This window comes from Pseudomonas sp. GD03858 (assembly GCF_029840925.1).
GTDB lineage: Bacteria > Pseudomonadota > Gammaproteobacteria > Pseudomonadales > Pseudomonadaceae > Aquipseudomonas.
Map to the genome: position 1 here is coordinate 16,953 of NZ_JAOCDM010000044.1, position 20,122 is coordinate 37,074.

The window sequence follows — 20,122 nt, forward strand, 5'->3', positions numbered from 1 at the left end:
GGGAATTCCCACAACCATCTTCACCACACCTTACGAATCCATCCGGCGACCCTCTACTCGCCCGCTCTGTAAAGAGCTCTCCGACAAAGACGTTCTCACTGAATGACAGCGAAATGCAGCTTGCTCCGTGCTCTGGACTGAAATTCGCTCGTCTCAACGCAGTTCCCGTCAGCATTTCGCCTGGAGTTGTACGATGCGTCCTGTTCTGCCTCTTTCGTCTTGCCTTGGCCTGGTTGCCCTGTTAGGCGCCAACCAACTGGGCTTGGCCGCGCCGGTTGAACTGGATCAGGTGCTGATCAGTGACCAGGAACAGGACGAGTTGGAGGCGGCGCGAGCACGCCTGCACAGCGTGCCTGGTGCCAGCAATCTGGTGGACATGGCCACGGTGGGCAACGGTCGGGTGGCCAGCAACCAGGACGTGCTGGCCTACCAGCCTGGTGTGTTCGCCCAGTCGGCGGGCAATGACGGCATCAAGCTGTCGATCCGCGGATCGGGCATCAACCGCGCACCGGGCGCCCACGGCTCGGGCGTGTACACGATGTTCGACGGCCTGCCGCTGACCGGTCCGGGCGGCACCCCCTACGAACTGTTCGAACCTTTATGGTTGAGCCGCGCCGAGGTGCTGCGCGGCGCCAACGGTTTCGACCAGGGCTCGCTGGCCCTGGGCGGCGCGATCAACTACGTGACCCACACCGGCTACGATGCCGCGCCCTTGCAGGTGCGCTATGAAGTCGGCAGCCGTGGCTACCAGCGCCGGCACATCAGCTCCGGGCAGGTGCTGGGCAACCTCGACTACTACGTGGCCTTGACCGATGCCGAGTACGACGGCTACCAGCAGCACAGCAGCGGCAGCGCCAAGGGCATCGCCGCCAATGTCGGCTACCGCTTCAACCCGAACCTGGAGACGCGCTTCTACCTGCGCTACCGGGAAACCGAGAACGACCTGGCCGGACGCCTGACCAAGGACCAGATCAAGCACCATCCGCGCGCGGCCAACCCGGCCTACCTGGCCCGCGACGACAGCCGTCCGCAACCGGGCAGCACCTGGGTGGGCAACAAGACCACCTTCTTCCTCGACGACGATTCGCGCCTGGAGGCCGGGCTGGTCTATCACGACTACCCGATGGACCTGCGCGAAGGCCCGATGCGCCTGAAGGTTGCCTACACCGATGTCAGCGGCACGCTGAACTACGTGCGCCGCGACACCCTGTTCGGCCACGAGAGCAAGACCACCCTCGGCTGGCGCACCACCAAGCACCTGCCCAACAGCGGCGCCTCGCAGTTCGCCCGCAGCGGCGGCGACAACTTCGGTGCCCGCACCCGCGACTTCAGCTATCAGGGCTCGGACACCGTGCTGCATGCGGGCAACGATCTGGAGCTGATTCCGAACCTGTGGCTGACCACGGGCCTGGCGATGATCTACACCCGCCGCGAAAGCGACGTCACCTACCCAGCCAGTGGCGGCAAGGTCAGCCAGCATGACTGGGACTACGCCCCACGCCTGGGCCTGCGCTACGACATCCGCCCGGACCTGCAGGTCTACGGCAACCTCAGCCGCTCGGTGGAGCCGCCGCACCCGTGGTCGCTGGTCTGGAGTGCGCCAGTCGCCAACCAGCCCATGAAGATGCAGAACCAGACCGCCACCACCCTGGAACTGGGCGCCCGCGGCGATTCGGCACTGGGGCGTTGGGACCTGGCCTGGTACTACGCCCAGGTGCGCCACGAGCTGTTGAACGTGGAAGTCGTGCAGGGTCTGCCGTTCAAGGAGTTCAACGCCAGCCCCACCGTGCACCAGGGTATCGAGGCAGGCCTGGACAGCCTGCTCTGGGAGCAACCGGGCACCGGCAAGCTCAGCCTGCGCCAGGCCTACACCTTCAGCGACTTCCACTACCGCGACGACGACAAGTTCGGCGACAACCGCCTGCCCGGCATCCCCATGCACTACTACCAGGCCGAACTGCGCTATGACTGGCCGAGCGGCTTCCACGCCGGGGTGAACACGCAGATGGCCTCGAAGGTGCAGGTGGACTACGCCAACAGTTATCACGCCGATGCCTACGCCTTGCTCGGCGCGCGCCTGGGCTGGGATTCGCCGAAACGGGACTGGCAGACTTGGCTCGACCTGCGCAACCTGACCAACAAGCGTTACGCGGCGACGGTGACACCGGGGTACAACGACGCCGGGCAGGACATCGCCCGCTCGACGCCGGGGGAAGGGTTCGGGGTGTATACCGGGGTTTCCTACAGTTTCCGATAAACAGCTTGGGGCTGCGATGCAGCTCATTCGCGGGTAAACCCGCTCCCACAGGTCTCGTGCAGTTCCCTGTGGGAGCGGGTTTACCCGCGAATGGCCCTTTCAGGACGGCAACTGCACCTGCGGCTTGGTCGAGGCAAAGATCGCCCAGCTGGAGATGAACAACGCCGCGATCAACGGCCCGATCACGAAGCCATTGAGCCCGAACACCGCCAGCCCACCGAGTGTCGACACCAGCACCAGGTAATCCGGCATCCGCGTATCCTTGCCCACCAGGATCGGCCGCAGCAGGTTGTCCACCAGGCCAATCACCAGCACGCCGAACGCGGTCAGCACGATCCCCTGCCAGATCGCCCCGGTCAGCAGGAAATACAGCGCCACCGGCCCCCAGACGATCCCTGCCCCCACCGCAGGCAACAGCGACAGAAACGCCATCAGCACCGCCCACACCAGCACGCTGGGAATGCCCAGCATCCAGAAGATCAGCCCGCCCAGCGCCCCCTGGGTGATCGCCACCAGCAGGTTGCCCTTGACCGTGGCCCGCACCACGCGCTTGAACTTCAACTGCAGCCGGCGCTTCTGCTGCTCGGGCAGCGGCACCGCCTGGCGCACCTTGCGCGCCACCTCCGCGCCCTCGCGCAGGAAGAAGAACAGCAAATAGAGCATGATGCCGAAGCTCACCAGGAACTCGAAGGTGCCCTGGCCGAAGCTGAACGCCTGCCCGGCCAGAAACTGGCTGCCCTGGGTCGCCCACTTGCTGATCTTGTCGCGCAGGCCGTCGAGGTTGCCCATGCCCATGCGGTCGAGGAAATGCTGGGCATAGGCCGGCAGCATGTCCTTGCCGCGCTCGATATAGCCGGCGATATCCAGCTGGCCGCTCTCGATGCGCTGGTACAGCGCCGCGCCCTCCTGCACCAGCAGGGCGCCGATGACGATCACCGGCAGCACGGCGATCAGCAGGCAGGTGAGCAGCGCCGTCGCCGTGGCCAGGTTGCGCCGCCCGCCGAAGCGCAGCAACAGGTGGCGCTGCAAGGGCGCGAAGAGTATGCCGAGGATCACCGCCCAGAAGATCGCGCCGGAGTACGGCAGCAAGATCCAGATGAAGGCGATGGTCACCAGTGCCAGCAGCACGGTCAGGGCTTTGTTCTGCAAGACAGCTTCGTTCATGGGCATTCCTCGAGGGCTCGACAATTTAGTGCCCCGCGCATCGGCAAAAGTGCCGTTGATCCAGATCAATACCTGCACGGTGCCGCCGTCTTAGCATCCGCGCCTTTTGCCCCCGGTGCGCACCATGACCTCTCCCGCCAAGCCCGAACTGCTCGCCCCCGCCGGCACCCTGAAGACCATGCGCTATGCCTTCGCCTACGGCGCCGACGCGGTCTACGCCGGGCAGCCGCGCTACAGCCTGCGGGTGCGCAACAACGAATTCGACCACGCCAACCTGGCCCTCGGCATCCAGGAGGCCCAGGCCCAGGGCAAGCGCTTCTACGTGGTGGTCAACATCGCCCCGCACAACGCCAAGCTCAAGACCTTCCTCAAGGACCTGGCACCGGTGATCGAGATGGGGCCGGATGCGCTGATCATGTCCGACCCAGGGTTGATCATGCTGGTGCGCCAGCACTTCCCGCAGATGCCCATCCACTTGTCGGTGCAGGCCAACACGGTGAACTGGGCCAGCGTGCAGTTCTGGCAGGGCCTGGGGCTGACCCGGGTGATCCTGTCGCGGGAGCTGTCGCTGGAAGAGATCGAGGAGATACGCCAGCAGGTGCCGGACATGGAGCTGGAGGTCTTCGTGCATGGCGCGTTGTGCATGGCCTACTCCGGGCGCTGCTTGCTGTCGGGCTACATGAACAAGCGCGATGCCAACCAGGGCACCTGTACCAATGCCTGCCGCTGGAAGTACCAGGCCACCCCGGCCAGCGAGAACACCACGGGCGATATCGTCCGCGCATGCGAGCCAACCCTGGGCCTTGGCGCGCCGACCGAGCAGGTGTTCCTGCTCCAGGAGGCCAACCGCCCCGATGAACAGATGCCGGCGTTCGAGGACGAGCACGGCACCTACATCATGAACGCCAAGGACCTGCGCGCCATCCAGCACGTCGAGCGCCTGGCCCGGATGGGCGTGCACTCGCTGAAGATCGAGGGCCGCACCAAATCGCACTTCTACTGTGCCCGCGCCGTGCAGTCGTACCGCCAGGCCATCGACGACGCGGTGGCTGGTCGCCCCTTCGACCGCAGCCTGATGGACAACCTCGAGTCCCTCGCCCAGCGTGGCTACACCGAAGGTTTCCTGCGCCGCCACGTCCACGACGAGTACCAGAACTACCAGCGTGGCAACTCGGTGTCCGAGCGCCAGCAGTTCGTTGGCGAGCTGACCGGGGTGCGGGTGGACGGCCTGGCCGAAGTGAAGGTGAAGAACCGTTTCGCCGTGGGCGACCACCTGGAGCTGATGACCCCGCGCGGCAACTACCACTTCGACCTGCACCGCCTGTGCGACCGCCAGCAGCAGGCCATCGAAGTGGCGCCGGGCGACGGCCATGTGGTGTACCTGCCGATTCCCGAGCAGGTCTCGCTGGAATTCGGCCTGCTGATGCGCGACCTGGAGAGTGGCGAGGCCGCTGCCTGACAATTCTGTAATCCGCGCTTCAGGTAGCTGACAGGCGCTGGCGGCGACCATCGGTGTCATTCCCGATCGCGGGGCAAGCCCGCTCCCACCCTGGGAGCGGGCTTGCCCCGCGATCGGATGAACCTTGCCAGCACCGAGAACACGCCATGCCACCGACTCCAACCCGCCGCACCTTCGTCAAGGGCCTGGGTGCCGCCACCGCTCTGGCCGGCCTGGGCCTCTGGCGCCCGCTGGCCCAGGCCGCCGAGGGCCGTCTGCCGCTGCACGACCTGAGCGGCCAGCAGTTCGACCTGTTCATCGGCCAGACCCCGGTCAACATCACCGGGCGCCCACGCACCGCGCAGACCATCAACGCCAGCCTGCCCGGCCCGCAGCTACGCTGGCGCGAGGGCGACACCGTGACCCTGCGGGTGCGCAACCGCCTGGACCAGCCCACCTCGATCCACTGGCACGGCATCATCCTGCCGGCCAACATGGACGGCGTGCCGGGGCTGAGCTTCACCGGCATCGAGCCTGGTGGCGACTACCTCTACCAGTTCACCCTGCGCCAGAGCGGCACCTATTGGTACCACAGTCATTCCGGCTTGCAGGAGCAGGCCGGTGTGTACGGCGCCATCGTCATCGAGCCTCGCGAGCCTGAGCCGCACGCATACCAGCGCGACCATGTGCTGCTGTTCAGCGATTGGTCGGACCAGGCGCCCGAAGCGCTGATGGCCACCCTGAAGAAACAGTCCGACGCCTTCAACTACCACAAGCGCACGGTCGGCGACTTCGTCGACGATGTCGCCGAAAACGGCTGGGGCAAGGCAGCCGGTGAGCGCTGGGCCTGGGCGAAGATGCGCATGAGCCCCACCGACCTCGCCGACATCAGTGCTGCCGACTACACCTACCTGCTCAACGGCCAGCCACCGGACGGCAACTTCACCTGCCTGTTCCAGCCCGGCGAGACCGTGCGCCTGCGCCTGATCAACGCCTCGGCGATGACCTACTTCGACTTCCGCATCCCAGGCCTGAAGCTCACGGTGATCGCCGCCGACGGCCTGCCGGTGACCCCGGTGAGCGTGGATGAGCTGCGCATCGCCGTGGCCGAGACCTATGACGTACTGGTCACCGTGGGCGACCTGCCCGCCTACACGCTGTACGCCCAGAGCATGGACCGCACCGGTTTCGCCCGTGGCACCCTGGCCCGCGCAGCGGGTTTGCAGGCCCCCGTACCCGAGCCGGACCCGCGTCCGGTGCTGACCATGGACGACATGGGGCACGGCGGCATGGGTGAGATGGACCATTCGAACATGCCAGCGATGGACCACGGCAACATGGCGGGCATGGACCACTCCAAAATGGCCGGCATGGCCATGATGCAAGGCCACCCCGCCAGCGAGACCGACAACCCGCTGGTGGACATGCAGACCATGGCCCCCCGCGCCAACCTGGCCGATCCCGGCATCGGCCTGCGCGACAACGGCCGCCGGGTGCTGACCTACGCCGACCTGCGCAGCCCCTATCCCGACCCGGACGGACGCGAACCGTCGCGGGACATCGAGCTGCACCTGACTGGGCACATGGAGCGCTTCGCCTGGTCGTTCGACGGCATCAAGTTCAGCGATGCCGAACCGCTGCGCCTGAAGTACGGCGAGCGGGTGCGCATCACCCTGGTCAACGACACCATGATGACCCACCCCATCCACCTGCATGGCATGTGGAGCGACCTGGAGGATGAACAAGGGCGCTTCCTGGTGCGCAAGCACACCATCGACATGCCCCCCGGGAGCCGGCGCAGCTACCGCGTGAGCGCCGACGCCCTGGGCCGCTGGGCCTATCACTGCCACCTGCTCTACCACATGGAGACCGGCATGTTCCGCGAGGTACGGGTCGATGAATGAGAACCGCAACCGCCACATCGTCACCGGTGTCGCACTGATGGCCTTGCTGGCCAGCGAACGGGCCCTGGCCGCCGGCATGGATCACATGAACCATGGCGCCATGCCGATGGACCACGGCCAGATGAACCCTGGCAGCATGCCCATGGATCACAGCCAGATGAACCACGCGCCGGCAACTCCCAGCCAACCGCGCACACCGCTGCCGGTGATCACCGATGCCGACCGCCGCGCCGCCTTCCCGCCGCTGCCGGGGCATCAGGTGCACGACCGGGCGACCAACTGGGCAGTGATCGTCGACCAGTTGGAGTACCAGAATTTCGAAAGCAGCGGTGCCCTGAACTGGAACGCCACCGCCTGGGTCGGCGGCGACATCGACCGCCTGTGGCTGCGCACCGAGGGTGAACGCGAACAGGGCAAGACCCATAAGGCCGAGCTACAGGCGCTCTGGGGCCATGCCATCAGCCCCTGGTGGGAGCTGGTCGGCGGTGTGCGCCAGGACTTCAAGCCCGCCAGCGGCCAGACCTGGGCCGCCTTCGGCATCCAGGGCACGCCGCTCTACGGCCTGGAGCTGGAAGCCACCGCCTACGCCGGCGAGCGACAGCAGACCGCGCTGCGCCTGGAGGCTGGTTACGCTATGCTGCTGACCAATCGCTGGATCCTCGAACCGACCGTCGAAGCCAACTTCTTCGGGCGCAACGATGCCGGGCGCGAACAGGGTTCGGGTCTGGCCGAAAGCGAAGTGGGCCTGCGCCTGCGCTACGAGATCAGCCGCGCGTTCGCGCCCTATGTCGGGGTCAGCTTCAACCGCCTGCACGGCCAGCGTGCCGACCAGGCCCGGGAGGATGGCGAGGACATCGGTCAGACCCGGCTGGTGGCAGGGGTTCGCCTGCGCTTTTAAGGCCTGACGCCGTCCCTGTGGGAGCGGGTTCACCCGCGAATGCGATGGTGGGCTCGCTGACGCATTCGCGGGTAAACCCGCTCCCACAAAGCCAACCAGGTGTGTTCTGTTTCACAGGAGCTTCACCATGCTGCGCAAACACCTGCTCACCCTTGGCCTGCTGGCCTTCACCGGCCTGGCCCAGGCCGCCGAGACCATCGATGTGTACCGCGACCCCAACTGCGGTTGCTGCAAGGAATGGATCAAGCACCTGAGCGACAACGGTTTCACCGTCAACGACCACGTCGAACCGAACATGAGCGCGGTCAAGCAGCGCCTGGGCGTGGCACCGCGCCTGGCCTCGTGCCACACCGGGGTGATCGATGGCAAGTTCGTCGAAGGCCACGTGCCGGCCGAGCAGGTGCGCCTGCTGACCCAGCGCGCCGACCTCAAGGGCCTCGCCGTGCCAGGCATGCCCATGGGCTCCCCAGGCATGGAGATGGGTGACCGCAAGGACGCCTACCAGGTGATCGGCGTGACCCAGGACGGTCGGGACACCGTGGTCGCCAGCTACTGATGCTCAGCCTCGGGGCGCTGTTCATTAGCGCCTTTGGCGCCGCCACCCTGCTGCCGCTGCAGTCCGAGGCGGTACTGGTCGGCCTGCTGCTGCGCGAGCCTGCGGCGTGGGCGACGCTGTTGCTGGTCGCGACCCTCGGCAATGTGCTCGGTTCGGTGGTCAACTGGCTGCTTGGCCGGGCCATCGAGCACCTGCGCGAACGACGCTGGTTCCCGTTCAGCGCCAGTCAGCTGGCGCGCGCCCAGCAGCGCTACCAGCGCTGGGGCCAGTGGTCACTGTTGTTGAGCTGGATGCCGGTGATCGGCGATCCGCTCACGCTGATCGCGGGCATCATGCGCGAACCGTTCTGGCGCTTCGTGCTGCTGGTCACCCTGGCCAAGGGCGGACGCTATATCGTCGTGGCGATGATCACCCTGGGCTGGTTTCACACCGGGTAACACCTTTCACGAGGCCCAGGGCCAACTGGCTGCTACAGTCGCCGTTTCCCGTCTGGTCCCACATGGAGTGCCCCGATGCCGCGCGCAACCGTCCTGGTCTTGGCCTGCCTGAGCGCAGGTACGGCCATCGCCGCCGAACCGCCCACCTACGGCCAGCAGCTCGAAGGCTTCGCCTATCCGCATCCTTTGCGGCACTTCGACTTCCAGTCCCAAGGCCAGGCCCTGCAGATGGGCTACATGGACGTACCCGCCAAGGGCAAGGCCAACGGTCACAGCGTGGTGCTGATGCATGGCAAGAACTTCTGCGCCGCGACCTGGGAATCCACCCTCGATGCCCTGAGCCAGGCCGGTTACCGGGTGATCGCCGCTGACCAGATCGGCTTCTGCACATCGAGCAAGCCGGCGCATTACCAGTACAGTTTCCAGCAGCTGGCCGACAACACCCATGCCTTGCTGGCGAAGCTGGGCATCGACAAGGCCATCGTCCTCGGCCACTCCACCGGCGGCATGCTCGCCACCCGCTACGCCCTGATGTACCCGCAACAGGTGGAGCGCCTGGCCATGGTCAACCCCATTGGCCTGGAGGACTGGAAAGCCCTGGGCGTGCCCTATCGCACGGTGGATCAGTGGTACGCCCGCGAGCTCAAGCTCGATGCCGAAGGCGTGCGCAACTACGAGCGCAACACCTACTACGCTGGCCGCTGGAAGCCCGAGTACGAGCGCTGGGTGCAGATGCTGGTGGGGTTGAACAAGGGCCCGGGGCACGAGGCCGTGGCGTGGAACTCGGCGCTGATCTACGACATGATCTTCACCCAGCCGGTGGTCCATGAGTTCAAGGACCTGAAAATGCCGACCTTGTTGCTGATCGGTGACCAGGACAGCACGGCAATCGGCAGCGATATCGCATCGCCCGAGGTCAAGGCGACGCTGGGCAGATACAAGGAGCTGGGGCCGCGGGTGGCGAAGATGATCCCCCAGGGCGAACTGGTGACCTTCGAAGGGCTGGGGCATGCGCCGCAGATCGAGGAACCGGGCAAGTTCCACCAGGCGTTGATCGGCTGGCTGACAAAATGACCGGGGCTGCTATGCAGCCCTTCGCGGGCAAGCCCGCTCCCACAGGTACGACGCTGCATGGACCACTCAGCGGCTCCAGACCTGCTCCTCGCGCCAGCCCAGCTCGGCAAAATCTGCCTCCCGTAACCCCGCCTCCTCTTCACAGAAAAACTCATCCAGCTGCGGCGGCTTCACTGCCGTGTCACTGAGCATCGCATGCACCTGCCCACGATGGTGGATCTGGTGCTCGAACAGGTGCGACAGCAGCCTCAGGCGCTGCTCGCGCTGCACCCGATCGGGCCTGACGATGCTCACGTAGCGCGCCAGCTGATCGTCACGCAATGCCCGGCAATAGTTGATCAGCCGCTGATCGGCCTGGACCTGCTGGGCCTGCAGGTCGGTACAGGTGGCGAACGGCTGCTCCGGCTGGAAGAAGCGCTCACCGTCCGGATCGGGGGCTTCGCCGCGCTGCTCGCACTCCAGGGCATCCAGGTAGAACCAGTCCACCGTCAACAGATGGTTGAGGGTGGCCTTGATCGAGGGGAAGAAGCTGCAACGGGGGGCAACGAACTCATCGTGGCTCAGTTGCAGGCATGCCTTGTACAGACGGTGGTTGGCCCAGGCATTGTTGTAGGCCTGGGTCAGCAGGTGATGCGACAGCGGCTCCATGGGCGGCTCCTTCAGGCGAAGCGTTGCAGTTGCATCTCCCGTAGCCGGCTCAAGGTCCGTTGGTACGGGAACGCCAGATACCCTTGAGTGTAGAGCGCATCCAGCGGGACCTCGGCCTCCAGGTACAACGCCACCCGACGGTCGTAGCATTCGTCGACCAGCGCGATGAAGCGCCGCACGCTGTCATCCTTGGGCGCCAGCATGGGCAGCTCGCGGTCGCCGGCCTCGACGCGGGCGGCGCCATCCTCGGTGCCGCGAGCAATGCGTCCGACTTGCTGCTCGCCGCCCAGGGCTGGCACTTCACTCAAAAGAATCGCCGGAAAGCGATCGCACAAGGCCATGAAGTCCATGGCGGCCAAGGGTTGCTCGCACACATCAGCGAACCGGCACCAGACGGCCCGGGCGCTGTGACGCACCACCCGCACTCGCCGGGAGCCAAGCTGCACGGGCTGCTCGCTACCCGGATCATCCGGACTCAACTGCTCGAACACTGCCGCCAAGGCGCCGCCACCTTGCCGCGCCACCCAGTAGCGCTGCTGTCGCTCTCCAGGATGCAGCCGGTGATCCTGCTCGCCGGCCACCGACAGCACATGCATATGCCGCTCGATGGCGGCGATGGCCGGCAGGAAGCGTTCGCGGTTGAAACCATCGCGGTACAGCTGGTCCGGGGGCTGGTTGGACGTGGCGACAATCACCACGCCCTCGTCGAACAACACCTGGAACAGCCGACCGAGGATGATTGCATCGCCGATATCGCTGACGAACAGCTCGTCGAAGCACAGCACGCGGATCTCGCCCGCCAGCTCCCGGGCCAGGGCCTTGAGCGGGTCTGTGGTGCCGTTGAGCTGGAACAGGCGCTGGTGGACCCAGGCCATGAAGTGGTGGAAGTGCTGACGCCGGGACGGGACCGTGAGACAGCGGTGGAACAGGTCCATCAGCCAGGTCTTGCCGCGCCCGACCGGGCCCCAGAGGTACAGGCCCTGGGTGGGCTGACCCTGGCGCAACGCATCGAAACAGGCTTGCAGTGCGGTGAGCGCAGCGGCCTGGGCTGGATCGGGGAAGAAGCCTTGCTCGTCCAGGGCTTGCCGGTAGAGAGAGTCGGGGGTCATGCCGGGTAGCCGGGTAGGAAAAGGCCATGTTACGCCAGTTAGGGCCTCTTCGCGGGTAAACCCGCTCCCACAGCATGGCTCGAAGTCGGCGCGGTCGCTGTGGGAGCGGGCTTGCCCGCGAAAAGGCCGGCCCGGTCGCCCCGGATCAGCCTTCTTTCAAGCCGACCTTGAGCAGCGCCCCGTCCTTGGCGTCGGTCAGCACATACACATAGCCGTCCGGCCCCACCCGCACGTCACGGATCCGTGCCTTCAAGTCGCCCAGAAGACGCTCTTCATGCACGATCTTGTCACCATCGAGCTGCAGTCGGATCAATTCCTGAGTCGCCAACGCACCGATGAACAGGTTGTGGTCCCAAGCCTTGAACGTCGGGCTGTCGTAGAACGCCATGCCGCTGATGCCCGGCGACTTCTCCCACACATGATGCGGATCGACCATGCCATCGACATGCTTGCCCTTGGCCTCGGGGATCGGCAACAGCGAGTAGTTGATGCCGTGGGTAGCGATCGGCCAGCCGTAGTTCTTGCCAGGCTGCGGGATGTTGATCTCGTCGCCGCCGCGGGGACCATGCTCGTGGGTCCACAGCTTGCCGGTCCAGGGGTTGAGCGCAGCGCCCTGCTGATTGCGGTGGCCGAACGACCAGATTTCCGGACGCACATTGTCACGACCAACGAACGGGTTGTCCTTGGGAACTTCGCCATCGGGCAGGATACGCACGATCTTGCCCTGCAGCTTGTCCAGGTCCTGGGAGGTAGGACGCTGGTTGTTCTCGCCCAGGGCGATGAACAGATAGCCGTCGCGGTCGAACACCAGGCGCGAGCCGAAGTGATTGCCTTCGGACAGCTTGGGTTGCTGGCGGAAGATCACCGTGAAATTCTCCAGCCGCGCCTGGTCCTGGGACAACTGGCCGCGGCCGACCGCCGTACCGGCCTTGCCATCCGCGCCTGCCTCGGCGAACGACAGATAGACCGTGCGATCCTTGGCAAACTCCGGCGACAACACCACGTCGAGCAAGCCCCCCTGCCCTTCGGCCCACACCTTGGGCACACCGGACAGCGGTGGGCCGACCTTGCCTTCGGCGCTGACGATGCGCAGGTTGCCGGGGCGCTCGCTCACCAGCATGTCCTTGCCACCAGGCAGGAAGGCCAGGGCCCAGGGATTGCGCAGACCATCGGCGACCGTGCTGACGATCAGTTGCCCTTCCTCACTGGAGAACTGTTGCTCGGCGGCCGCCTGGGCCAGCAAGGGGAAAAGGCTGGCGGCGGCCAGGGTGGTCAACCAGGAGCGTGGTGTCATGTTCGGTTCCTTCGAAGGGGTCACGGCACGCGCTGGGAGTCGCGCGGTGGCCGGGTGGGTTCCAGGTTTGGGCTCTGCTGCTCGCGGCGCAGGTTGTCGCCATTGCCGATACCCCGGTTGTCGAGGGTTGGCGGGCGCGGGTTGGGCTGCGTAGACGGGCCACGCACTGGCGGCGTGGCGGGTACGCTGCCCTGGCGGCTGTTGGGGTTGGCGCGCATGATCGGGCTGTTGTACGGGTTGTTGCTGTCGTTGGCAGCGAGCAACGGCGCCGGCAGCGGCGCAGCCTGGAGCGGCATGGCCAGCAACAGGCCAAGGCCCAGGATTGGCAGGGTGGGGTTCATGCTTCACCTCCGGTACGAAAAGGCGCGCTCCAGGGTTGGATAGCCTAAAGCGCGCAGGGTTCGACGCAAAAGGATGAATATGGGTCCTGATGTTTCAGTATGGCCCCTGGGCTGCGCTGTCGCGCAGGGAACAGGGTTTCAGCGTGGGAGCGGGCTGGCCCCGCGATCACCGGCGAAGCCGGTGCCAAACGCCACAGCAAGCCCGCTCCCACGCGGCTCCAGTCAAATCAAAGAATTATGTTTTGTTCCATGAGAGCGGCCCTGCCGAGGCGTCGGACCGGCCGGAAAGGGTCGCAAATGGGCCCCTGCGCTACCTTGCTATATCCACCTTGTGCCGCGCCGCATACAGACACAGCATCTCCATCGCCAAGGTCGCCCCGGCCAGCGCGGTGATATCCGCGTGGTCGTAGGCCGGTGCCACCTCCACCAGGTCCATTCCCACCAGGTTGATGCCACGCAGGCCACCGAGAATCTCCAGCGCCTGCACCGTGCTCAGGCCCCCGCATACCGGCGTACCGGTCCCGGGCGCGAAGGCCGGGTCCAGGCAATCGATATCGAAAGTCAGGTACACCGGCCCGTCGCCTACTCGCTGGCGAATCGCCGTGATGATCGCCTCGGTCCCCTGTCGATGCACCTGGCGGGCATCGAGCACGGCGAACCCTTGGCTGTCGTCATTGGTGGTACGCAGGCCGATCTGCACCGAGCGCGCCGGATCCACCAGGCCTTCCCGCGCCGCATGCCAGAACATGGTGCCATGGTCGATACGCTTGCCCTCCTCGTCCGGCCAGGTGTCGCTATGGGCGTCGAAATGAATCAGCGCCAGCGGGCCATGGCGGCGGGCATGGGCCTTGAGCAGCGGGTAGCTGATGAAGTGGTCGCCGCCGAGGGTGAGCATGGCGCAGCCAGCCTCGAGGATGCGCTCGGCATGGGCCTGGATGCTGTCCGGCACGGTTTGCGGCGTGCCACTGTCGAACGCACAGTCACCATAGTCGATCACCGCCAAGTGATCGAACGGGTCGAATGCCCAGGGCCAGTGACGGGCCCAGGCTTGCTGTACCGAGGCCGCGCGGATCGCCCGCGGCCCGAAGCGCGCACCGGGGCGGTTGCTGGTGGCGGTGTCGAACGGCACGCCGCTGACCACCACATCGACGCCGCGCAGGTCGCGGCTGTAGCGACGCCTGGAAAAGCTGGTGATGCCGGCATAGGTGCTCTCGGCGGCAGTGCCGTAGAGGCTGTCACGGGTCATGGCCTGGTCGTTGTCCGGTGCGAGGTCCACGGTCGGTCTCCTGTCTCTGGTTTTATTGACGGCTGCGGAAGGCGGTCCACAGGCGATTGCGCTGGCGCAGGTCGGACAGCGCCATGCTGCGGTCGGCGAACAGGCGCTGGCGCACCTCGGCCGTTGGATAGATGTCCGGATCGTTGCGGATCGCCTCGTCCACCAACGGCGTGGCGGCCTGGTTGGCATTGGCGAAGAACAGCGTGTTGGTCAGCGCCGCCACCGACTCGGGGCGCAGCATGAAGGCGATGAAGGCGCGCGCGGCCTCGGGATGCGGTGCGTCCTTCGGGATCACCAGGTTGTCCTGCCAGACCAGCGTGCCCTCGCGGGGGATGCGGTAGATCAGCTCGAATGGCTTGCCGGCGCGACGGGCCTGATCGGCGGCCATGGCCGCATCGCCGTTGTAGGTCAGCGCCAGGCACACACTGCCGTTGGCCAGGTCATTGATCTGGCGACCATAGGCCACGTAGCTGATCGATGGCTGCAACTGCTGCAACAACGCCTGCGCGGCATCCAGGTCGGCCTTGTTCTGGCTGTACGGGTCCTTGCCCAGATAGTGGAGCGTGAGGCCGATCACCTCCTGGGGCGAATCGGGCATGGCTATGCCGCAATCCTTCAACCGGCTGGCGTACTCCGGCTTGAACAGCAGGTCGAGGCTGTCCAGCGGCACATCGCCCAGGCGCTGGCGCACCGCCTCGACGTTCACCCCTAGCCCCAACGTGCCCCAGGTGTACGGCAGCGCATGGCGATTGCCCGGATCGCTCTCGGCCAGCTTGGCCAGCAGATCGGGGTCGAGATTGGCATAGCCGGGCATCGCTTGCGCGTCGAGCGGCTGCAAGGCGCCGGCCTTGAGGGCCCGGGCCAGTACCGTGGCCGACGGCACCACCACGTCATAGCCACTGCCGCCGGTCAGCAGCTTGGTCTCCAGCACCTCGGTGGTGTCGAAGGTGTCGTAACGGACCTTGTAGCCGGTCTCCTTCTCGAAACGCTCCAGGGTTTGCGGGGCGACATAGTCGGCCCAGCTATACAGGTTGACGACCTTTTCCTCGGCCTGCAGCGGCAGGGCGATCAGCAAGGCAAGCAGGCACAACGTTCGACGCATGGCGGGCACCTCGGCAGGGGGGTGGATGCCGTCAGCATGCCTGTCGGGTTACATTGCAAAAATGGCAACCTTGCAAAGCTGACATTCACCAGAGGCAATGTAATGCTTGGACAACTGCACGACCCCGACCTGCACCTGCTGCGGCTGTTCGTCACTGTAGTCGAGGCCGGCGGCTTCAGCGCCGCCCAGGGCGTGTTGGGGCTGAGCCAGCCCAGTATCAGCCAGCAGATGGCCAAACTGGAGACGCGTCTGGGCTATCGCCTGTGCAGCCGTGGCAAGGGTGGCTTTCGCCTGACCGAGAAAGGCGAACTGTTGCTCCAGGCCACCCGTGACCTGCTGCTACAGATCGAGCAGTTTCGCCAGCAGGCCAACGGTGTGTCTGGGCGCCTGCTGGGCACGGTGCGAATCGGCTTGGCCGAGAACCAGGACGCGAGCGTGACACTGCGCCTGGCCAGGACCATTGCGCGCTTTCGTCAACGCGAAGAATCGGTACGGCTGGAACTGACCTGCGCGCCTCCGGCCGAGCTCGAACGGTTGCTGCTGGAACAGCGTCTGGACTGCGCCATCAGCTACTTCTCCGGCAACCAGGCAGCGTTCGACTACGTGCCGCTGTTCGAGGAATGCCAGCGGCTTTACTGCGGCCTGGGACATGCGTTGTTCAGCCAGCCCCGGGTAAGTCGCGAACAACTGCTGGAGGCCGACCAGGTACGCCACCCCTATCGCTTTCTCAAACAGGACGAGCCCTTCGAGAGCCGGCACAGCCTGGCGGTGGCGGAACAGATCGACAGCGCGCTGACGCTGATCCTGTCAGGCCGACATATCGGCTATCTGCCCTGCCATTGCGCTGCGCCCTGGGAAGCCCAGGGTCTCCTGCGAGCCCTGGATCCAACGCGGGACTTCATGGTGCCGTTCACCCTCGCCTGGCACCGCCGGCAGCAGCCTGGCGAAGCGCAGCAGGCGTTCGTCCAGGACCTGCGGGAGGTATTCAAGGACGCCAAGGCTGTGTAGCACTTCCGTTCATGGCGCCTCGCACTTTCAACCCTGCCGCGCATTTGCCACACTGCGGACTCGCCCGTGCCCCGAGACCCGAATCATCATGCATGTCCGCGTCTGCCTGATCCTGCTGCTGACCCTTGGCCTGAACGCTTGCGCGCTGTTCCAGGGCCGTGACCCGCTGAACATCAGTGTGATCGGTATCGACCCGCTGCCCGGTCAGGACCTGGAACTGCGCATGGCCGTGAAGATCCGTGTGCAGAACCCCAACGAAACCCCGGTGGAGTTCAACGGCATCGCCCTCAATCTGGAGGTCAACGATCAGCCCCTGGCGGCCGGGGTAAGCGATCAACGCGGTCATATTGGCCGCTACGACGAGACAGTGCTCGTGGTGCCGGTGAGCATCACCGCCTTCGCCTTCCTGCGCCAGGCCTATGGGCTGAGTCGGGTGGAATCCCTGCAGGGGCTGCCCTATGTACTGCGAGGCAAACTGGCGGGAGGCCCATTGGGTACCGTACGCTTCACCGACAAAGGCAAGCTCGACCTGCCCGCCAGCACGGGCGCCGGTTGGTAAACAGGCTGCACAGGTAAAGGATTTACCGATGTCCCAAACACCCGAACTGAAAACCGCACGACTCCTGCTGCGTCCCCTGCAACTGAGCGACGCCGAAGCCATCCAGCAGCTGTTCCCGCACTGGGAAGTGGTGCGCTATCTCAATGCTCGCGTGCCGTGGCCTTACCCAGCGGATGGCGCACTGAGCTATCTGCGCGACGCCTGCTTGCCGGCGATGGCCGCCGGTCGCGAGTGGCATTGGTCGATCCGTCTGCAGGCGCGGCCGCAGCAGATGATCGGCAGCATCAGCCTGATGGATCTGCCGGACAACCATCGCGGTTTCTGGCTCGCGCCCGCCTGGCAGGGCCAGGGCTACATCACCGAGGCCTGCGAGGTCATCGACGCGTTCTGGTTCCTGACCCTCGAGCGCGAGGTGATGCGCGTGCCCAAGGCTGTACCCAATGAAGCGTCCAGGCGTGTATCACAGCGCGGCGGCATGCACCTGCTGCGCACCGGGCAAGGCGACTTCGTCAGCGGTCGCCTGCCTCAGGAGGTTTGGGAGATCACTCGCCAGCAATGGCTGGACCGAGAAAACACACGCCTGGACCAGGATGCTCATTCACGCTGAGCCAGGCGGCGGTGCTGGAGGTGTTCGCCTGGCTCAGCGGTTGGCGCTGGCGGCGGCCATCATCTTGTTCACTTCGCTGCGCACCAGCTGAGTGAACTCCGGCGGTGACATGCCATCGAGTTCGGCCCGCACCCACTCGGCCCACTTGCCCTTGCGTCGCGGCTTCTCGGCAATCAACCGCCCCGCCTCGCCCTTGGCCTTGCCCAGGTTGTTTTGCCAGTACTCGAACAACCGAGCCTTCTCAGCCTCGATCTGCGCCCGTTCCTGGAAGCTCATGTTGGCCAGATTGAAACTCATCGGGTAGTACCTGCCACTGAAAAATGGTGGCTATCTTACACCGTAGCGACAAGCCACCGAAACGCCGCTGCAACTTTCCCGGCGCCGTGGCATCCACAGTTCAACGCCCAACCCTTCACGAGGATGTGTACATGGCCAGGAAAACCGCTGCCCAAGCCGACAACGACCAGATCAAGGATCAGGTGTTCAGCGAGCTGCAGGCTTTGATCGAGGAATCGGAAAAACTGCTCAGCGACAGTGCGTCGCTGGTCGGTGAAGAGGCCGACAGCCTGCGCGCGCAACTGGGGCTGAAGCTGCGCCAGGCGCGTGATGCCACCAGTCGGCTAGGCCAGAAGGCGCAGCCGGTGGTCGAGGCCACCCAGGAGTATATCGGTGGCCACCCGTGGCAGACCGTGGCGATCTCCGCTGGCTTTGGCCTGGTGGTGGGGTTGCTGCTCGGGCGCCGGCAATAGATCAGGCGGCCTGCGCCATCGGTATACCGCTGTGGAAGCGCAGTTCCTGGTCCGGTGACCGGATCAGCTCGGCCTCCGCTTCTCGCACCAGCTCGACACGGCGGGCGATATCCGCCGCGTCGCCGTACTGGTGGGCCAGCTTCAAATAGCCCTGGTAGTGGCGCGCTTCACTTTTCAGCAAGCCGTGATAGAAGGTACCGAGCTCTTCGTCCAAGTGCGGCACCAGTGCCGCAAAACGCTCGCAGCTGCGCGCCTCGATGAAGGCCCCCACCACCAGCGTGTCCACCAGTTTGACCGGCTCATGGGCACGCACCAGGCGGCGCAGGCCAGAGGCATAGCGGCCCGCCGAAACCGGGCGCAATGGCACGCCACGCCGTTTCATCAACCTCAGTACCTGCTCGTGATGCACCAACTCTTCACGCGCCAGACGCGACATCATGTTGATCAGGTCGAGGTGAGTGTTGTATTTGGCGATCAGGCTCAACGCGGTGCTGGCGGCCTTGAACTCGCAATTCTTGTGATCGATCAGCAGGGTCTCCTGATCGGCCAGCGCCGCCTCGATCCAGGCGTCAGGGGTGCGGCAGCCCAGGAAGGCGTCGATTTCAGGAATCAGGGACATGGTACTCACAATCACACAAGGCATCGGCGGGACCGGCGATTATACCGGCGACGGTCCAGAGTACCAGTGGCTATGCTTGATACATATCAAGCGGCGGCGGGAGCGGCGCCGTCTATAGTCAGGCATTGGCCGCCAATCTGAAGGGAGTTCACGCTCATGCAAGCCGTCCGCAGCATCCTTGTCGTTCTCGATCCCGAGCACGCCCACAGCCGTGCCCTGACCCGGGCCAAGCTGATCGCCGGGGTGACCGGCGCACGCCTGCACCTATTGATGTGCGACAAGAAGCAGGATCATGACGCGCTGCTCAGCTTGCTCAGCAGCCAATTGCACGACGATGGTTACGACAGTGTCACCCACGAGCAGCATTGGAAGGATAATCTGCACAAGTCGATCATCCATGTGCAGCAGGCAGAAGGCTGCGAACTGGTGATCAAGGAGCACCGACCGGACAATCCGCTGCGCAAGGCATTGCTCACCCCCAGCGACTGGAAGCTGCTGCGTGAATGCCCCTGTGCGGTGCTGATGGTCAAGAGCGAGCGGCCATGGACAGGTGGCAAGATCCTCGCGGCCGTGGATGTGGGCAACCAGGACGAAGCCCATCGCCTGCTGCACGCCAGCATCATCGACCATGGCTATGACATTGCCAGCCTGGCCAAAGGCGAGCTGCACGTGATCAGTGCCCACCCTTCTCCCATGCTGTCGGCGTCCGACCCGGTGTACCAGCTCACCGAGACCATCGAGCAGCGCTATCGCGAGGCCTGCAAGGCGTTCCAGGCGGAGTTCGATGTCAGTGACGATCGCCTGCATATCGCCGAAGGGCCGGCGGATGTCTTGATCCCCTATACCGAGAAGAAGCTCGATGCCGTGGTGACCGTTATTGGGACCGTGGCACGGACAGGCATCTCCGGAGCGCTGATCGGCAATACTGCGGAGGTTGTGCTGGACTCGCTGGAAAGCGATGTGCTGGTGCTCAAGAGCGAAGAGGCCAAGGCGCACCTGGCCGAGTTGGCGCGGGGCTGAAAGACACAACGCGATCCCCTGTAGGAGCGGCCTTGTGTCGCGAAAGGGGCGCGTAGCGGCCC

Annotated in this window: 21 protein-coding genes; 12 read left to right on the forward strand and 9 right to left on the reverse strand. The window is 65.2% G+C overall.

Annotated features, from left to right (window positions below; all coding sequences use genetic code 11):
- Positions 1-193: 193 nt before the first annotated feature.
- A complete protein-coding gene (locus N5D48_RS13595) occupies positions 194-2,257 on the forward strand; it encodes a TonB-dependent receptor (protein ID WP_279884964.1) in 2,064 nt (687 codons plus the stop codon).
- Between the two features lie 99 nt (positions 2,258-2,356).
- Here the strand turns inward: N5D48_RS13595 and N5D48_RS13600 are convergent, their stop codons facing one another.
- Positions 2,357-3,421, reverse strand: a complete 1,065-nt coding sequence (locus N5D48_RS13600; protein ID WP_279884966.1) for an AI-2E family transporter — start codon at positions 3,419-3,421, stop codon at positions 2,357-2,359.
- A gap of 124 nt (positions 3,422-3,545) precedes the next feature.
- Between N5D48_RS13600 and yegQ the strand changes: the two genes are divergently transcribed.
- From yegQ to N5D48_RS13630, 6 genes are all read left to right on the forward strand, one after another.
- On the forward strand, positions 3,546-4,880 hold the full coding sequence (gene yegQ / locus N5D48_RS13605) for a tRNA 5-hydroxyuridine modification protein YegQ (RefSeq protein WP_279884968.1): 1,335 nt from the start codon (positions 3,546-3,548) through the stop codon (positions 4,878-4,880).
- 146 nt (positions 4,881-5,026) lie between these two features.
- Entirely contained in the window at positions 5,027-6,763 is a 1,737-nt protein-coding gene (locus N5D48_RS13610) for a copper resistance system multicopper oxidase (protein WP_279884970.1), read from the forward strand.
- Positions 6,756-7,661, forward strand: coding sequence for a copper resistance protein B (locus N5D48_RS13615; RefSeq protein WP_279884972.1), 906 nt, complete (start codon positions 6,756-6,758; stop codon positions 7,659-7,661). Before N5D48_RS13610 ends, N5D48_RS13615 begins: the two co-directional genes overlap by 8 nt.
- Before the next feature lie 127 nt (positions 7,662-7,788).
- Positions 7,789-8,217: a DUF411 domain-containing protein gene (locus N5D48_RS13620; protein ID WP_279884974.1), complete on the forward strand. Its 429-nt coding sequence runs from the start codon at positions 7,789-7,791 to the stop codon at positions 8,215-8,217.
- Positions 8,217-8,654, forward strand: a complete 438-nt coding sequence (locus N5D48_RS13625; RefSeq protein WP_279884976.1) for a DedA family protein — start codon at positions 8,217-8,219, stop codon at positions 8,652-8,654. Before N5D48_RS13620 ends, N5D48_RS13625 begins: the two co-directional genes overlap by 1 nt.
- A gap of 75 nt (positions 8,655-8,729) precedes the next feature.
- Complete coding sequence (locus tag N5D48_RS13630; RefSeq protein WP_279884978.1) at positions 8,730-9,728, forward strand: alpha/beta hydrolase; 999 nt, start codon at positions 8,730-8,732, stop codon at positions 9,726-9,728.
- A gap of 66 nt (positions 9,729-9,794) precedes the next feature.
- Here N5D48_RS13630 and N5D48_RS13635 read toward each other — a convergent pair whose 3' ends face one another.
- The 6 genes from N5D48_RS13635 to N5D48_RS13660 all read right to left on the reverse strand — a co-directional run bounded on the left by N5D48_RS13635 (position 9,795) and on the right by N5D48_RS13660 (position 15,498).
- The gene (locus tag N5D48_RS13635; RefSeq protein ID WP_279884981.1) at positions 9,795-10,376 is read right to left on the reverse strand and encodes a DinB family protein; all 582 of its coding nucleotides are present in this window, start codon (positions 10,374-10,376) and stop codon (positions 9,795-9,797) included.
- Between the two features lie 11 nt (positions 10,377-10,387).
- A complete protein-coding gene (gene zapE, locus N5D48_RS13640; protein WP_279884984.1) occupies positions 10,388-11,485 on the reverse strand; it encodes a cell division protein ZapE in 1,098 nt (365 codons plus the stop codon).
- Between the two features lie 145 nt (positions 11,486-11,630).
- The gene (locus N5D48_RS13645; RefSeq protein WP_279884986.1) at positions 11,631-12,779 is read right to left on the reverse strand and encodes a PQQ-dependent sugar dehydrogenase; all 1,149 of its coding nucleotides are present in this window, start codon (positions 12,777-12,779) and stop codon (positions 11,631-11,633) included.
- A gap of 20 nt (positions 12,780-12,799) precedes the next feature.
- A complete protein-coding gene (locus N5D48_RS13650) occupies positions 12,800-13,120 on the reverse strand; it encodes a hypothetical protein (RefSeq protein ID WP_279884989.1) in 321 nt (106 codons plus the stop codon).
- 310 nt (positions 13,121-13,430) lie between these two features.
- On the reverse strand, positions 13,431-14,396 hold the full coding sequence (speB, locus tag N5D48_RS13655; RefSeq protein ID WP_279884992.1) for an agmatinase: 966 nt from the start codon (positions 14,394-14,396) through the stop codon (positions 13,431-13,433).
- Positions 14,397-14,418: 22 nt separating this feature from the next.
- Positions 14,419-15,498, reverse strand: a complete 1,080-nt coding sequence (locus N5D48_RS13660) for an extracellular solute-binding protein (protein WP_279884995.1) — start codon at positions 15,496-15,498, stop codon at positions 14,419-14,421.
- Positions 15,499-15,600: 102 nt separating this feature from the next.
- Here N5D48_RS13660 and N5D48_RS13665 point away from each other — a divergent pair, with 102 nt between their 5' ends.
- From N5D48_RS13665 to N5D48_RS13675, 3 genes are all read left to right on the forward strand, one after another.
- A complete protein-coding gene (locus N5D48_RS13665; RefSeq protein ID WP_279884998.1) occupies positions 15,601-16,506 on the forward strand; it encodes a LysR family transcriptional regulator in 906 nt (301 codons plus the stop codon).
- Between the two features lie 88 nt (positions 16,507-16,594).
- Positions 16,595-17,065 carry an LEA type 2 family protein gene (locus tag N5D48_RS13670; RefSeq protein WP_279885001.1) on the forward strand — a complete coding sequence of 157 codons (471 nt, stop codon included), beginning with the start codon at positions 16,595-16,597 and terminating at the stop codon, positions 17,063-17,065.
- A 28-nt stretch (positions 17,066-17,093) separates the two neighbouring features.
- On the forward strand, positions 17,094-17,672 hold the full coding sequence (locus N5D48_RS13675; protein WP_279885004.1) for a GNAT family N-acetyltransferase: 579 nt from the start codon (positions 17,094-17,096) through the stop codon (positions 17,670-17,672).
- Between the two features lie 33 nt (positions 17,673-17,705).
- Here the strand turns inward: N5D48_RS13675 and N5D48_RS13680 are convergent, their stop codons facing one another.
- Positions 17,706-17,969 carry a hypothetical protein gene (locus N5D48_RS13680; protein ID WP_279885006.1) on the reverse strand — a complete coding sequence of 88 codons (264 nt, stop codon included), beginning with the start codon at positions 17,967-17,969 and terminating at the stop codon, positions 17,706-17,708.
- 131 nt (positions 17,970-18,100) lie between these two features.
- Here N5D48_RS13680 and N5D48_RS13685 point away from each other — a divergent pair, with 131 nt between their 5' ends.
- Positions 18,101-18,421 (forward strand): DUF883 family protein, encoded by a 321-nt coding sequence (locus N5D48_RS13685; RefSeq protein ID WP_279885008.1) that lies wholly within the window; start codon positions 18,101-18,103, stop codon positions 18,419-18,421.
- Position 18,422: 1 nt separating this feature from the next.
- On the opposite strand, the gene miaE is transcribed toward N5D48_RS13685, so the two are convergent.
- Entirely contained in the window at positions 18,423-19,040 is a 618-nt protein-coding gene (miaE, locus tag N5D48_RS13690; protein ID WP_279885010.1) for a tRNA isopentenyl-2-thiomethyl-A-37 hydroxylase MiaE, read from the reverse strand.
- Between the two features lie 156 nt (positions 19,041-19,196).
- Here miaE and N5D48_RS13695 point away from each other — a divergent pair, with 156 nt between their 5' ends.
- Positions 19,197-20,060, forward strand: a complete 864-nt coding sequence (locus tag N5D48_RS13695; RefSeq protein ID WP_279885013.1) for a universal stress protein — start codon at positions 19,197-19,199, stop codon at positions 20,058-20,060.
- The last annotated feature ends 62 nt before the right edge of the window (positions 20,061-20,122 follow it).